The following is a 15,278-nucleotide window of genomic DNA, read 5'->3' as shown; positions in this document are numbered from 1 at the left end:
GCACGCAACGGCGCGCACCGCCCGCGACGGCGCGTCCGGGCGCCGCGGTGGAGGGGGGCTCAGCGCGGCCCGAGCAGATCGGCCAGGTAGCACCGGACCAGCCGCTTGCACTCGGCGATCATCGCCGGGTCGCCGTCCCGGTCGCCGCGGAAGGCGAGCTTGAGCACCGCGTCGGCCGCTTCCAGCGCCACCCGCAGGCCGAGGGTCAGCGCGGCGGGGTCGGTCGTGCCGAACAGGTCGCCGCCGAGGGCCTGGAGCCGCAGCGCGACGGCCGTGTTGTTGTCCACCTCGGCGTCCAGCAGGTGCTGGTCGTCGTGGACGCCGCTCGGCGCGGCCGGCCCGGAGAGCCCGAAGTCCACCTGGCCGAAGCCGGGGACGGTCCGCTTCATCGCGACGAACTCGTCCACCGCGAGATCGGTGAACCCGGCCGGCCCGCTGGGGGCCTCGGCGCGCAGCCGGTCGTCGAGCCGGTGCAGATAGCGGTCGAGGTTGTGGCCGGCCAGTGCGGCGAGCAGGTCCTCCTTGCCCGCGAAGAACTGGTACAGGGTGCCGATCGGCACCTGGGCGCGCTGGGCCACCTCCTTGGTGGTGAGCGCGGCGGCCCCGGCCTCGTCGAGCAGCGCGGCGCACGCGTCCAGGATCCTTCCGTAGCGTTCCTGGCTGCGCTGCTGCACCGGCCGTCGCCGCCCGGGGCCCGTCCACCCCGCCGTCCGGTGACTCCTCGTGTCCGCGCTCATGTGGCCACTGTGCCGCATCTGCCGTTCGGCGGGCCAATCCCCGGGCCGATCCCAGGGTTGATCCGAGGGCCGATCCCCGGGCCGATCCGCGCGGGACAGGCCGTAGGCTCTCTGCGCTGATCATGAGGGGCAGGAGAGGAAACCATGGGGCAGAAGATCATCCGGTTCTCGGACCTGACCGGCCGGCACGCGGAGGACGAGGACCAGCTGGTGCGGGTCGTGGTCCGCGCCCACCCGGAGCTCGCGGACGGACCGGTCGCGATCGAGGCGCTCGCCGGGGAGCTGGCCGAGGTGCGGGGGCTGGCGCTCGACCTGGTGACGATCGAGCTGCACCGCCCGGACGCGGAGGAGCCGGAGACGGTCGTGATGACCGCCGAGGCCTTCGACCGGCTGGCCACGGTGACGCCGATGGCCGAGGTGCTGCGCGGCGCCGAGCGGGTCGCCGCCCGGACGGTGCCGGTGCAGGCCGCGGCCGCCGGGGCGGGCCGGGAGCGGGTCAACTACGCGAGCCCGGAGCACGCCGGCCGTCCGCACAAGGGCCGTACCACCGACGCCGAGAAGCAGGTCGTCCGGGACCACCTGGACGAGATCAACGAGCGGCTGGCCGCGGAGGGCGTCCGCACCGTCGACCTGGCCAACCCGGAGCACGTGGCCCGGTACGGCCTGGAGGAACTGGCCGCCGAGCGCGGCGTCACCCTCGGCTGATCCGGCGGGGCCCGGCCCCCGGGAGCGCGGCGGCCGCGTTCCCGGGGGCATCGGTACTGGAGCGGACCGACAAGAGGCCAAGGATTCTTGACGGTCAGTCAGTCCGTTCCGTCCGGCGGTTCTCAGCGGAACGCCGGGGCGGTGCGGGCGGCCCAGTCGGCGAAGGTGCGCGGTGCGCGGCCGAGGACCCGCTCGACGTCCGGGCCCGGCGTCCGCTCGGCGGGCAGCGGCCGACCGAGGATGGCGAGGGTGCCCTCCACCACCGGCTCCGGCATGAACGCCAGCAGCTGGGCGCGGGCCTCGTCGTGGGTCTGCTCGACGAACCGCACCGGGGTGCCCAGGGCCGCGCCGATCGCCTCGGCCCGTTCGCGCGGGGTGACCGCGGCCGGGCCGGTGAGCTCGTACGTCCGGCCGGCGTGGCCGTCCTCGCGCAGGGTGGCGGCGGCGACCGCGGCGACGTCCGCCGGGTCGACGGTGGGCAGTCCGACCTCGCCGAACGGCGCGGCGGCCGTGCGGTCGGCGCGGATCGAGTCGGCCCAGGCGAAGGCGTTCGAGTTCAGGCCGCCGGAGCGCAGCACCGTCCAGTCGAGGCCGGAGTCGCGCACGGCCTCCTCGAACCCGGCGGCGTGGCGGTAGACCTCGGGCCGCGTCCCGACGCCCTGGGAGGAGAGCAGGACGACCCGGCGCACCCCGGCCGACCGGGCCAGCCGGAGGATCTCCTGCGGTTCCTCGCCGGCCACCAGCAGGAACAGGGCGGTGGCACCGTCGAGGGCGGGGCGCAGGCTCTCCGGGTCGGCGAGGTCCGCCGGTACGTGCCGGACGCCGGTCGGGAGCGGCCCCGGCCGACGGGAGACGGCGGTCACCTGCTCGCCGGCGTCGACCAGGGTCCGGACCAGCTCGCGGCCGACGTTCCCGGTCGCACCCGTGACAACAATCATGGTAAACCCCCTGTGAGGGGCGGCAGTTGGCCGCTCCGATTGAGTTAGTCAGTTGGCTGACTGAGAACGACGGTAGCCGATGCCGGGCCGGACGTCTACTCTTAGTCAGGTGACTGACTCAAAGACCTCGAAGACCCCGAAGACCGTGAAAGCCTCGAAGAGCACCGGCCGCGCCCCGGGCAAGCGCGAGCGGCTGGCCGCGGCGGCGGCGCGGGTCCTGCACGAGAAGGGCGTGGAGCAGACCACGCTCGCCGACATCGCCCAAGCGGCGGACGTCCCGGTCGGGAACGTCTACTACTACTTCAAGACCAAGAACGAGCTGGTCGAGGCCGCGATCCAGGCCCACGCGAGCGGCCTGGAGGAGCTGATCGGGCAGCTCGACGCGCTCCCCGCCCCGCAGGAGCGGCTGAAGGCACTGCTGGCCGGCTGGGTCGGGCAGCGCGAACTCACCGCCCGGTACGGCTGCCCCACCGGCAGCCTCGCCTCGGAGCTGGACAAGCGCGCCGACGGTCTCGACGCGTCCATCGCGGAGGTCATGCGCAGGCTCCTCGGCTGGGCCGAGGTGCAGTTCGCGGAGATGGGGCGCGAGGACTCCCGCGAGCTGGCCGTGGCGCTGGTCGCCGCCTACCAGGGGATCTCGCTGCTCACCAACACCCTCCGCGAGCCCGGGCTGATGCTGGCCGAGGGGGACCGGCTGGAGCGCTGGATCGACTCGCTGGGCTGACCCGTCGGTGTCCGGAACCTGCCAATGGCAGGGGTGGGGACGGGAGCGGACCGCCGGACTCCGCCGCCGACGTGCGGGAAGTTCTCGTCCCGCCAGGAGAAACGCCGCTGCGGCGTAACGCGTAACGCGTAACGCGGCCGCGGCGGGATCTGCGCCGGGCCGGGCAGCGACCGCTGGACCTGAGCGTCTCGCCCGCCCGGTTCACCCTCTACGACCGGGCGCCGGACGAGAACGTGCTGCTGCTGCAGATCCACCACATCGCCGTCGACGACGCCTCCCTGGTGCTGCTCGACCACCGCCGGACCGAGGCCGCCGCGGTGGCGGCGGAGGCGGACGGCTGGGACTTCTAGGACATCTCTCCCGTACGGCGGTGTCCATTTCAATTTCTTTCGGCCAACCGTGCGAGAGGTCTGTTCGAGGCCGCAGCACCCCCCTAGAGTGGACCGCGCTCCTCCGCAAGTGACCTTTCCGGCACGGCAGTTCACTGCTTCCTCGAACGTTCGGCGCAGCCTGTTCCCACCATCGAGCCGGAAGGGCGGGTCCGTGACACAGGCGTTCCAGTCCCCGGGCTTCGCCGCCCTCGCGGCGGGCCGCGCGGTCGAGACACGGCTCGTCGAAGAACGCTGGCAGGCGGTGGCCTGGGACCTCGGGACGGACCGGCGCCGAGTGGTCACCGACCGGCCCGGGGGCGTCCACCTGAGCGAGATCGAGCCGGACGGCGAGGCCATCTGGTGGTTCGACGCCGACAGCGACGAGCAGGGCCGCTGGCGGCGGGAGCCGTTCGCCGGCGGGCCGGACGGCGAGGCGCTGCACGGGGTGCCGCCCGGGCGCCCGTACGGCGTCGCCTTCGACCGGACGGGCGCGCTCGCGGCGGTGGCCGTCGGCGTCGACGGGGCCTCGCGCTGCTACGTCGGACCGCCCGCGGGCGAGGCGCGACTGATCGGTTCCGCGCCGGGGTACCTCAGCCTGGCCGACCTGTCGCCGGACGGCCGGCTGCTCGCCCTCGGCGGGCGGCCCGACGGGGACGACGCGGTGGTGCTGTGGCGGACGGACGGCGGCCCGGCCGTCAGCGCGGCCGGGGGCGGCGGACTGCGGCTCTGGCCGATCGAGTTCAACCCGCTCGCGGTCCTCGATCCCGAACTGCTGCTGGTGGTCGAGGAGGACGATCGGTACACCGTCGCGACCTGGCGGGCGGACACCGGGCTGCGCCGCTACCCGGGCCTGTCCTTCGACGCCCAGATATCGGCCGGCTGGTACCGGGGGCCGCGCGGGGTGCTGATCCAGCACGAGCGGGCCGGGCGGAGCCGACTGCTCCTCGCCGACCTCGACCCGGCACCCGTGGTCCGGGAGCTCGGCACACCCGGCGGCACCATCCACGACCTGTCCTGCGCCCCGGACGGTACCCTGCACTGCGTCTGGAGCCGGGAGTCCACCCCGCCCCGCCCGCTGGTGCTGCGCCCGGAGGCGGAGGCGGAGGCAGGGACGGGGCCGGGGGCGGCGGTCCGACCCGGCCCCGATCCGGACCACCCCGGCCTGGACCTGGACGGCACCTCCCGCGGCCGCCGCTGGACACCCCGCCCGTACGGGCGCATCCACAGCTTCGTCAGCACCCCGCCCGGCCGGGGCCCGTGGCCGACGCTGTTCCTGGTGCACGGCGGCCCCGCCACCCACGACCGGGACTCCTACGACCCCCGGGTGAACATCCTGGTCGGCCACGGCTACGCGGTGGTGCGCACCAACTACCGCGGCTCCACCGGCTACGGCGCCCGCTGGCAGCACGAGTACGGCCACCGGGTCGGGCTGGCCCAGATCGAGGACCTCGCCGCCGTCCGGGCCGAGCTGGTCGCCGACGGCACGGCGCTCGCGGGCCGCACCGGCCTCTGCGGGTTCTCCTGGGGCGGCTATCTGACCCTGCTGGCGCTGGGCGTCCAGCCGGACCTGTGGTCGCTCGGCATGGCCGCCCAGCCGATCGCGGACTACCCCGCCACCTACCGCGGCACCACCCCGGCCCTGCGCGAGCTCGACCGGCAGCTCTTCGGCGGCAGCCCCGAGGAGGTGCCCGAGCGCTACCGCGCGGCCGACCCGCGGTCGTACGTGCACCGGGTCCGCTCGCCCGTGCTGCTGGTCGTCTCGCGGGACGACGAGCGGTGCCCGCCCGAGCAGGTGGCCCGGTACGCCGCGGACCTGAGCCGGCTGGCGGTGCCGCACGAACTGCTTCGGGTGGACGGCGGCCACTACAGCCGCCGGACCGCCGACCACCGGTCGGTGCTGGCCGCGATGGTCCGGTTCGCCGGACAGGTCTGGCCGGCACCACCCCACCGACCACCTCGGGGCGACCGCCCCGGGGGAACCGCCCAGCCGTTGGAAGGAGGTGAACAGCCATGAAGCGTCGCAGCATCCAGAACGACCCGATCGGTACCCCGGAGCGTGACCGTGGCGCGGTGATCGTCCAGAACTTCGCGCTCGACATCACCAAGGCCGCACCGGTCGCGCCCGCCCTCAAGGGGCAGCCGAAGCCGAAGCCGGAGTCCAAGAAGTGATTCCCGGTCGCTCCGGGGCGCCTCGGCGCTCCGGAGCGACACCCCGCGCACCGCCCCGGCCCACAGCCCATTTGCCACCGCCCGAGTCCACCGTCCGCGCACGACAGAAGTGGCCATCATGCGTATCGTCCTGCTGCACATGCCCTGGGGTGCGATCGACGTGCCGTCGCTGGCGCTCGGGATCCTGCACACCGCCGCCGCCCGCGCCGGCCACGAGGTCGAAGTGCGGTACGCCAACCTGGACTTCGTGGACTGGGCGGCCGAGACCACCGGGTTCGGGGTGGAGGACTACGAGTACTTCTCCGAGAAGTCCTACTTCCAGGGCGCGGGCGACTGGGCGTTCGCCGGCGCGCTGTACGGCGACGACGAGCCCGCCCCGGGCTTCGCCGAATCCGCCGACTCCGAGCGCTACTTCGAGTACCTGGCCACCAACGGCGCGAGCGAGCAGGAGATGGCCCTCACCCGGGCCACCCGCGCGATCGCCCCCGCGTTCGTCGCGCGACTGGTCGAGGAACTCGCCGCCGACCCGCCGGACCTGGTCGGCTTCACCACCACCTTCCAGCAGAACACGGCGAGCCTCGCCGCCGCCCGGCTGCTCAAGCAGCGCTGCCCGCAGGTGCGCACGGTGTTCGGCGGCGCGAACTGCGACGGCCCGCAGGGCGCCGCGCTGCACCGCAACTTCCCCTTCCTGGACTACGTGGTGCGCGGCGAGGGCGAGGCGGCCTTCCCCGCGCTGCTGGCGGGCGGCGACCTCGCGGCCGTGCCCGGGCTGTGCTGGCGGGACGGGGCCGGGAAGTCGACGGTCAACGAGATGTCGCGGCGCCCGCTGCCGCCCGCGGCGATCCTGACGCCCCGCTACGACGGCTTCTACGAGCGGCTGGACGCCTCCGTCGCGGCCGGCTGGGTCGACCCCAAACTCGTCCTCGAAGGCTCCCGGGGCTGCTGGTGGGGGGAGAAGCACCACTGCACCTTCTGCGGTCTCAACGGCTCCTCGATGGAGTTCCGCTCCAAGCCGCCGGCGGACTTCCTCGCCGAGGTGCTCACCCTCGCCGAGCGCCACCAGCTGCTGGACGTCTACGTGGTCGACAACATCCTGGACATGGGCTACTTCGACACCGTGCTGAAGTCGCTGGCCGAACTCCCCGTCGACCTGCGGCTGCACTTCGAGATCAAGGCCAATCTGCGCCGCCACCAGTTCCAGCTCCTCGGCGACTCCGGCGCGGCCCAGGTGCAGCCCGGCATCGAGAACCTGAGCACCCGGGTCCTGAAGATCATGGACAAGGGGGTGACGGGCTGCCAGAACGTCCGCGCGCTGCGCGACGCGCAGAGCGCCGGCGTCTCGGTCACCTGGAACTACCTCTACGGCTTCCCGGGCGAGCAGCCGGACGACTACGAGTCGGTGATCCGCCAACTGCCCGTACTGCACCACCTGGACCCGCCGACCGGCGCGGGGCGGATCGCGATCGAGCGGTTCAGCCCGTACTTCGACCGCCCCGAACTGGGCTTCGCGATCACCAGGCCGGCTTTCCAGTACCGCGCGACCTACCGGCTGCCGGAGAGCGAACTCGCCGAACTCGCCTATGTGTTCACCGCGCCGCCGCGGGGGATCGGCGGCGAGGTCGCGGAGCGGCTGGGCGCGGCGGTGGACACCTGGCTCGCCCGGTTCCCGGACAGCCGGCTCACCTACCGGGAGGCGGGCGGGCGGATCGTGCTCGTCAACACCCGGCCCGGCTACGACTGGCGGGTGGTCGAGCTGACCGACCCGGTGGAGATCGCCGCCTTCCGGCTGCTGGGGCAGCCCCGTTCGCCCGCCGCGCTGGCCGCGAAGCTCCCCGGCGGCGCGGCGGCGGTCGAACCGGTGCTGGAGCGGTTCGGCGCGCTGGGCCTGCTGTTCCACGACGGGGACAGCTACCTCCAGGTCGCCGTCGAGTCCGACAACCAGGTGCTGATGCGGATGCGGCACCGGCACGGCCCCGCGGCCGTCCTTCCCCGCGGTCCGCGCACCGAGACCGGGACCGGGACCGAGGAGGTGCTGGATGCCGTCCCGATCGGCTGAGCGGACCGACGCCGGGGCCTGGCACGCGGCCGGCCCCGAGGCCGAGCTCTGGCTCGACTACGACCCCGCCGTGAGGGAGTTGCCGGGCATCGGGCTCGGCCGCCGGACCCTGGCCGGACCGGCGGGGGCGGAGATCACCGAGCTGCACCGGTCCGGCGTCCGCTGCCTGCGGCTGACCGAGCCGGTGCGGCTGTGCGCGGACGCGCCGGCGGCCTCGGCGCGGGCCCTGATGCTGCTGCGCGAGGCGACCGGACAGGGGCTGGCCGTGCTCTGGCACGCGGTCTGCACGGACGGCTGCGCGGAGCAGCGGCGGTTCCACCACCTCTACCCGCCCGAGGAGTTGACCGGCGCGGCGGCCGAGGTCGCCGCCGACTGGCGCGCGAGCTACTTCCCGAGCAAGTGCGTCTACCGGCGCGGTCCCGGCTTCGTCGAGGTGCGCGACCGCCGCTTCGGGACGCTGGAGCTGTTCACCGTCGACGAGCCCGGCCATCTGGCCCAACTGGACGCGCTGGCCGAGGGCGTCGAGGTCGGCCTGCTGCCGGAGGCCGTCCACCGGGACTTCGCCGAGGCCGGCCTGATCGCCGAACAGGCCGGGCGGGCCTGGTTCCTGCCCATGCGGGTGCGCCGCTGGCCCTTCCCGTCGCTGACCGTCTGACCCGTCCGACCTGCCTGACCACGTTCGACCCCGTCCGACCCCGTCCGACCACGCCCGACCACGTCCGACCCGTCCGAGGAGAGAAGCATGAGCACCGCGGTCGACGACGCCGCCGCGCGGATGTCCGCGTTCATCCGCGACCCCTACCCCACGCTCGCCCGGATCCGCGAGGCCGGCGCGGTCTCCGTCGTGGAGTTCGGCGAGGGCCTGCCGGTCTACCTGGTGACGCGGTACGAGGACGTCCGGACCGCGCTGATGGACCCGCGGTTCGGGCAGGACGTCCGCCGCAGCCAGGCCATCGCCAGCGGACGGGGCGCCGGTCTGACCCTCGGCTCGGACGTCGTCCACATGCTCAACAGCGACCCGCCGGACCACACCCGGCTGCGCCGACTGATCCAGGGCGTCTTCACCCGTCGGCGGGTGGACCTGATGCGGCCGATGGTCGAGCGCATCGCCGGCGGCCTGCTGGACGGGCTGCGCGGGCGGGGGACGGCCGACCTGGTGACGGACTTCGCCTTCCCGCTGCCGATCATGGTCATCTGCGAGCTGCTGGGCTTCCCCCCGGAGGACATGCACTCCTTCCGCACCTGGTCGACGGCGATCCTGACCCAGGGCGGCGAAATGACCTTCGACCAGGCCACCGGCGAACTGAACGACTACCTGCGGGAGTTGATGACGGCCCGGCGGGCCTCCCCGCGCGCGGACATCCTCACCGACCTGGTGCAGGCCCGGGACGCCGGCGAACTCACCGAGCAGGAGGTGTTCTCGATGGTCTTCCTGCTGCTGATCGGCGGCCACGAGACCACCGTCAACCTGCTCGGCACCGCCACCCTGGCCCTGCTCCACCACCCGGACGAACTGGCCCGGCTGCGCGCCGACCCGGGGATGATGCCGGTCGCGATCGACGAGTTCCTGCGCTACGAGTCCCCGGTGAGCATGGCCACGATGCGGTTCACCAACGCCGAGGTGACGGTCGACGACGTGGAGATCCCGGCGGACGAGCTGGTCCTGCTCTCGCTCGGCGCGGCCAACCGGGACCCGGCCCGCTTCGCCGACCCGGACCGGCTGGTCCTGGACCGGAACGACCCGGGCCACCTGGCCTTCGGGCAGGGCCTGCACCGGTGCCTCGGCTCCTTCCTCGGCAAACTGGAGAGCGAGGTGGCGCTGACCGGCCTGCTGGAGCGCTTCACCCGGATCGAGCTGGCCGCCGCGGAGGAGACCCTGCCCTGGCGCAACACGATCATGCTGCGCGGTCTGGAGTCGCTCCCGGTCTCGCTCGATGGCTAGCAGCACGGGCGCGGGCGGCAGCACGGGCACCGACAGCGGCCCCAAGCCGGCGGGACTGCTGCGCTTCCGCCCCCGGATCGGCCTCGCACCGCTGCGCGCGCGAGGCTACCGGCTGCTGGTGATCGGCCAGGGCACCTCGGAGTTCGGCAACGCGTTCCAGGTGGTCGCCCTGCCGCTGCTGGTCCACGCCCTCGGCGGCGGCGCCCGCCAGTTGAGCGTGGTGGTCGCCGCCTACGGCGCGGGACGGCTGGCCGCCACCCCGCTCGGCGGGATGTTCGCCGACCGGTTCGGCGCCTGGCGGGTGATGATGGCCGCCGACCTCGGCCGACTGCTCGCCACCACCGGACTGTGCGCGACCGCCGCCGGAGGATCGGCGAACTACTGGCTGATCGGCACGCTCGCGCTGCTGGTCGGCCTCGGGGCGGGGGTGTTCCTGCCGGCCGCCTGGGCGATCACCCCGACCCTGCTGCCCGCCGAGGACCTGCACGCGGGCAACGCGCTCAACAGCACGGTGACCTTCGGCGCCGGCCTGCTCGGTCCGGCGGCCGCCGGACCCCTGGTCGCCTGGCTGAACCCGGCCGTCGCCCTGGGCCTGGACGCGGCGACCTTCGCCGTGTCGGCGGCGACGCTGCTGCTGATCGGCCGCGGCAGCACGGTCGCACCACCCCGGCCGATCTCCGAACGGGCCTCCGTGCCGAGGAACTTCCGCGCTCTGCTGCGGGAGTCGCCGCTGCTGCGCGCGGTGCTGACGGTGACGGTGATCGCCAACCTGACGGTCGGCGGCGCCACCAGGGTCGCCCTGCCTACCCTGGCCACCGACGGCTTCGCCGCCGGCGCCGTCGGCCTCGGCCTGCTGCTGGCCGCCTTCACCGGCGGGGCGCTGGTCGGCGGCCTGTTCGCGGCCGGCCTCACCGAGGTGCGCTCGCGCGGCCGCACGGCCATGCTCTCCGGCCTGGTGATGGGCGCGGCGATCGGCCTGGTGCCGTTCACCGGCCTCGTCGGCGCGGTGCTGCTGCTCCTCGTCGCCGGCGGCGCCAGCACGGTGACCAACGTCCTGGTCGTCACCGGCGTCCAGAAGAGCACCCCGCCCGCCCTGCTGGCCCGCGTCATGGCGGCCATCACCTTCTGCGGGCTGGGCGTCTTCCCGCTCTCGGTGATCGCGGCCGGTGCGGCGGTGGACGCCTTCGGGAGCAGCGGCGTCCTCGCGACCACCGGCCTCTGCCTGCTCGGCGCCTTCGGCTACGCCCTGACCCGCCCCGAGATCCGCGGGCTGTGACCCACCGCCCTCAGCAGGCGCAGGAGATGCCCGAGCGCGGGGCCGTGAGGTCGTCGATCGGCCGCCGCTCGGTGCCGTCGGCCGTCTCGAAGGCGAAGCCCTCCCGGACCCAGTACTCGAAGCCGCCGAGCATCTCCTTCACCCGGTAGCCGAGCCGGGCGAAGGCGAGCGCGGCCCGGGTCGCACCGTTGCAGCCGGGCCCCCAGCAGTAGGTGACGACGGTGGCCCCGCGGTCGACCAGCTCCGGAATCCGGCCGGTGGGCAGGTGCAGCGCACCCGGGATGTGCCCCTGCGCCCACGCCACCTCGCTCCGCGAGTCGACCACGACCAGCCCGGGCACGCCCGCCGTGAGGTCGGCACGCACGTCCGAGACATCGGCCTCGAAGCTGAGCCGGGAGAGGAAGTGCGCCTCGGCAACGGCCGGCTCGGCGGGCGGAACGGAGAGAACGGCGCTGCTCATCGAGTACTCCTGAGGTCGAGCGGTACGGGCTGGTGCACCGATCCTGTCCCACGCCCCACCCCACCCACGAGCGTCGCGATCGCCGCCGTTCGCCAAGATCCCGCCATCCCGACTCGTGGTCGGCGCGCTACCGCAGCGGTCCGCACTCGTCGACGAACACCGTCGGCACCGACAGGAACACGTCCGCGTCCACCGGGCCGTAGGCGATGTTGAACGTGTCCAGCCAGTACGACCAGTCCTGCATCCCCGCCGCGCTGCTGAAGCGGTAGTTCAGCTGCCAACGCACCCACTGGCCCGGGCGGAGACGTACCGCCGGCGGTCTACGCGGGCGGGGCGGCAGCCCGAACAGAGGGTCCACCCGGGGAAGGACCCGCAGCCGGCCGTCGGCCTCCCGGAGGCCGACGGCGATCCCGCGAAGCTCCTCCCGGGTCTCGCGCGGCTGGAATCGATCGCGTTCGTGCATGCGGACGACATGCGCAGAGGAAGCCGCGGCCGCGGGCAGCACGAAGGCCGCCGGGGCCGTGTTCCGCCGCGCAGCGGCCTCGCCTCCCCGGGACTGCTTGGTCCATGACGTTCTGATCCACTGCACCGTGATCTCCACAGCACCCACCTCCCTGGCGAAGGACGAAGGATACGGAGATCGGGGAGCGGATGCCCTCGCCATTTCGGGTCCCGCCCCCACCGAGGCGCGGGGGGTGTGCGTCCGTTCAGGGGATTTCTCCCGCGTTGCTACGACCTGTCAGATAAGCGTCATGTGAATGTCACTGCTGGTGACCGGACCGGAACCCGCGCGGGATGTGACGGCGGCGGCCGTCACCTGTCCCTCATGGCGCGTCCGTCCGACAGGTGGTTGATCTCCATGTTCCGGCCCGGCAGGCCCCCTCTTCGTTCGAATTCCCCGGCGCGACCCCGCTCCCGGTTCCTTCCCGCCGTCCCGGCCCGGCTGTCGGGGCGGGGCCTGGTCGCCGTCCTGGCGGCGCTCGCCGTCGTCCTCGGTGCCGCACCGGCCATCGCCTACGAGGCTCCGAGCAGCGCGGGCACCGGTGTCACCGGCTTCAACGGCCACCGGGACATCCCCTTCCCGTCGGGGATGTCGATGAACGCGGCCGTCACCGGCAACATCCAGGTCCAGGAGGGCCTGACGCTGAGCTCGATCGGCAGCCCGGCCGCCTCGCACTACGACCCGCAGGTGGACCCGACCAAGGCGTACGCGATCCGGGTGCGGACGCGACCGCTGCAGGACTGCCCCGCGAACACCGTCTGCCCGGCGGGCGTGCTCACGGTCAGCTTCAAGCACCCCGTGCGCAACCCGATCCTCAACATGGCCGGCCTGGGCGCCGGTGCCAACGGCCCGGGCTTCGTCACGGGCACCTATTCCCAGCTGACGCTCACCGGTTCGGACCAGCCGGCCGAGCTGAGCCAGGCCAACAGCGGCGCCACCCTGTTCGTGACCGGGCGCACGGTCCGGCCCCGTAGCGGTACCGCGCGGGCCAACTGCCAGGACGCCGACACCGCCCTGCGGGCGGGCTGCGGCAGTGTCCGGATCCAGGGCACGGTGTCGTCCCTGACCTTCGCGGTCGACTTCGTCACCCAGCGCGTCGCCATGGGTGCGAACAACAGCGACGGCCAGGACGACTGGGCGGTGTCCGCGCTGGTGGGCGACGACTGCTCCAACGCCCCGGCCTCCTACGGGAACGCCTCGCACGTGGTCGGTGACCTGACCCTCGGGCAGGAGGTGTCGGAGGACGTCCAGACGACGATGATCACGCAGGCGTGCCGTCAGGAGGACGACGACCGGGACCTCAATCCGGACTTCGGGACGCTGACCGCGGGGATGGCGGGCCGGACGTACTCGCTGACGGTGCCGGTGAGCGGCCCGGCCGCGGGTTCGGGCGCCTCCGCCTACGCGGCGGCGTGGATCGACTTCGGCGGCAGCGGCAGCTTCGGGACCGCGGAGCGGGCCACCGCGACGGTGGCGCCCGGGCAGACCTCGGTGACGTTCACCTGGACGGTGCCCGCGGGCGTGGTCGCCGGTCCGACCTGGAGCCGGTTCCGGCTCGGCTACGACCAGGCGCAGGTGGAGGCGCCGACCGGGATGGCGGACTCCGGCGAGGTGGAGGACTGGCCGCTGACCATCGGCCCGGCCCCCGCGCTGACGCTGGAGAAGAAGGCCGACCCCGCGACCGTCACCAAGGCGGGCCAGCAGGTCACCTACAGCTTCACGGTCACCAACAGCGGCACCTTCCCGGTCACCGACCCGGTGGTCAACGAGACCTCGTTCTCCGGCACCGGTACGCGTCCGCAGGTCACCTGCCCGCCCGGCACCGTGGACCCGGGGGCCTCCGTCACCTGCACCGGCAGCTACACCGTCACCCAGGCCGACGTGGACGCGGGGAAGATCGACAACGCCGCCACCGCCACCGCGACCCCGCCGGCCGGGATGAACCCGCCGGTGTCCAACGAGTCGACCGCCACCGTCACCGCACCCCCCGCGCCCGGTCTGACGCTGCGCAAGAGCGCCGCCGAGACCGGCGCCCTCCAGGTCGGCGAGATCCTGCACTACTCCTTCGAGGTCACCAACACCGGCAACACCACCCTCGCCCCGGTCACGGTCCAGGAGACGGCGTTCACCGGCCGGGGCACGGCCCCGCAGATCACCTGCCCCGCCGCGACGGGCTCCCTCGCCCCCGGCGCGGTCGTGACCTGTACCGCCGAGTACACCGTCGTCCAGGCCGACGTCGACGCCGGCACGGTCGAGAACACCGCCGGCGCGACCGGCACCCCGCCCGGCGGCGGGACGCCCGTCACCTCCGACCCCTCCAGCACGGTCGTGCCCTTCAACCCCCGCCCCTCCCTGGACGTCGACAAGGTCGCCGACAAGCAGCGCCTCGTCGCCGGTGAGACCCTCACCTACACCTACACGGCGACCAACACCGGCAACGTCACCCTCACGGACATCACGATCACCGAGACCTCCTTCACCGGCAGCGGGGGAGCGCCGAAGGTGACCTGCCCCGGTGGTGAGCTGGCCCCCGGTGCCGCCCGGACCTGTACGGCGACGTACACGGTGACGCAGGCGGACGTGGACGCCGGGAAGATCGACAACGCGGCCACCGCCACCGGCACCCCGCCCGGCGGCGGGACCCCCGTCACCTCGCCCCCCGCCACCACCACCGTCACCTCCGAGCGCACCCCCGCGCTCAGCATCACCAAGTCCTCCGACAAGCAGCAGCTCGTCGCCGGCGAGCAGATCACCTACACCTTCACCGTCACCAACACCGGCAACATCACCCTCACCGGCGTCCGCCCCGTCGAGTCGGTCTTCACCGGCACCGGCAAGCGCCCGCCGATCGCCTGCCCGCCCGGCTCCGGCGAGCTGCGCCCGGGCCAGCAGCTGGTCTGCACCACCAGCTACACCGCCACCCAGGCCGACATCGACACCGGCAGCATCCGCAACACCGCGACCGCGACGGGCACCCCGCCCGGCGGTGGCACCCCCGTCACCAGCCCGCCCGACACCGCGGTGGTCAGCAGCCCGCCCAAGCCGGGCCTGACCCTCGTCAAGAGCGCCGACCGCGCCGACGTCACCGCCGGCCAGGACGTCACCTACACCTTCACCCTCACCAACACCGGCAATGTGACGATGCATCAGCTCGCCGTGAACGAAGGCGAGTTCAGCGGCACCGGCAAGCTGTCCGCGATCTCCTGCCCCGGCACCTCCCTCGGCGTCGGACAGCAACTCGCCTGCACCGCCACCTACCGGGTCACCGCCGAGGACGCCGCCCGCGGCACCCTCACCAACACCGCCGCCGCCACCGGCACCACGCCCGGCAGCAACCACCCCATCACCTCGCCCCCCGGCAGGGCCACCATCACCACCCCCCCCGCCACCACCGAACC

At 73.6% G+C, this 15,278-nt stretch carries 13 protein-coding genes; 9 read left to right on the top strand and 4 right to left on the bottom strand.

What is annotated here, in order from left to right; translation table 11 throughout:
• Window positions 1–59: 59 nt before the first annotated feature.
• Window positions 60–737, bottom strand: coding sequence for a TetR/AcrR family transcriptional regulator (locus tag ADK60_RS24595; RefSeq protein ID WP_045942874.1), 678 nt, complete (start codon window positions 735–737; stop codon window positions 60–62).
• Between the two features lie 144 nt (window positions 738–881).
• On the opposite strand from ADK60_RS24595, the gene ADK60_RS24590 reads away from it, so the two are divergent.
• Complete coding sequence (locus ADK60_RS24590) at window positions 882–1,442, top strand: hypothetical protein (RefSeq protein ID WP_053648950.1); 561 nt, start codon at window positions 882–884, stop codon at window positions 1,440–1,442.
• Window positions 1,443–1,564: 122 nt separating this feature from the next.
• Here the strand turns inward: ADK60_RS24590 and ADK60_RS24585 are convergent, their stop codons facing one another.
• Complete coding sequence (locus ADK60_RS24585) at window positions 1,565–2,380, bottom strand: SDR family oxidoreductase (RefSeq protein ID WP_053648948.1); 816 nt, start codon at window positions 2,378–2,380, stop codon at window positions 1,565–1,567.
• A 109-nt stretch (window positions 2,381–2,489) separates the two neighbouring features.
• On the opposite strand from ADK60_RS24585, the gene ADK60_RS24580 reads away from it, so the two are divergent.
• From ADK60_RS24580 to ADK60_RS24555, 7 genes are all read left to right on the top strand, one after another.
• The gene (locus tag ADK60_RS24580) at window positions 2,490–3,104 is read left to right on the top strand and encodes a TetR/AcrR family transcriptional regulator (RefSeq protein WP_502687453.1); all 615 of its coding nucleotides are present in this window, start codon (window positions 2,490–2,492) and stop codon (window positions 3,102–3,104) included.
• Between the two features lie 543 nt (window positions 3,105–3,647).
• Window positions 3,648–5,489, top strand: a complete 1,842-nt coding sequence (locus tag ADK60_RS24575) for a prolyl oligopeptidase family serine peptidase (protein WP_053648945.1) — start codon at window positions 3,648–3,650, stop codon at window positions 5,487–5,489.
• Window positions 5,486–5,644, top strand: coding sequence for a hypothetical protein (locus tag ADK60_RS45855; protein ID WP_167349777.1), 159 nt, complete (start codon window positions 5,486–5,488; stop codon window positions 5,642–5,644). Before ADK60_RS24575 ends, ADK60_RS45855 begins: the two co-directional genes overlap by 4 nt.
• 118 nt (window positions 5,645–5,762) lie before the next feature.
• A complete protein-coding gene (locus tag ADK60_RS24570; RefSeq protein ID WP_079008670.1) occupies window positions 5,763–7,700 on the top strand; it encodes a RiPP maturation radical SAM C-methyltransferase in 1,938 nt (645 codons plus the stop codon).
• Complete coding sequence (locus tag ADK60_RS24565) at window positions 7,681–8,355, top strand: DUF5825 family protein (protein WP_053648943.1); 675 nt, start codon at window positions 7,681–7,683, stop codon at window positions 8,353–8,355. Before ADK60_RS24570 ends, ADK60_RS24565 begins: the two co-directional genes overlap by 20 nt.
• Before the next feature lie 87 nt (window positions 8,356–8,442).
• Window positions 8,443–9,642, top strand: coding sequence for a cytochrome P450 family protein (locus tag ADK60_RS24560; protein WP_053648941.1), 1,200 nt, complete (start codon window positions 8,443–8,445; stop codon window positions 9,640–9,642).
• On the top strand, window positions 9,635–10,918 hold the full coding sequence (locus ADK60_RS24555; RefSeq protein WP_079008665.1) for an MFS transporter: 1,284 nt from the start codon (window positions 9,635–9,637) through the stop codon (window positions 10,916–10,918). Before ADK60_RS24560 ends, ADK60_RS24555 begins: the two co-directional genes overlap by 8 nt.
• Before the next feature lie 10 nt (window positions 10,919–10,928).
• On the opposite strand, the gene ADK60_RS24550 is transcribed toward ADK60_RS24555, so the two are convergent.
• Window positions 10,929–11,378 carry a rhodanese-like domain-containing protein gene (locus ADK60_RS24550; RefSeq protein WP_053648938.1) on the bottom strand — a complete coding sequence of 150 codons (450 nt, stop codon included), beginning with the start codon at window positions 11,376–11,378 and terminating at the stop codon, window positions 10,929–10,931.
• Window positions 11,379–11,505: 127 nt separating this feature from the next.
• Window positions 11,506–11,979, bottom strand: coding sequence for a hypothetical protein (locus ADK60_RS24545; RefSeq protein WP_053648936.1), 474 nt, complete (start codon window positions 11,977–11,979; stop codon window positions 11,506–11,508).
• A 258-nt stretch (window positions 11,980–12,237) separates the two neighbouring features.
• Between ADK60_RS24545 and ADK60_RS47805 the strand changes: the two genes are divergently transcribed.
• On the top strand, window positions 12,238–15,278 hold a 3,041-nt coding region (locus tag ADK60_RS47805; RefSeq protein WP_159400557.1), incomplete at its 3' end, for a CLIPPER-2 domain-containing protein.

This window comes from Streptomyces sp. XY431 (assembly GCF_001279805.1).
Classification (GTDB): Bacteria; Actinomycetota; Actinomycetes; order Streptomycetales; family Streptomycetaceae; genus Kitasatospora; species Kitasatospora purpeofusca.
Note: the sequence above shows the minus strand (reverse complement) of the source record. Positions and strands in the feature narration are given on the sequence as shown.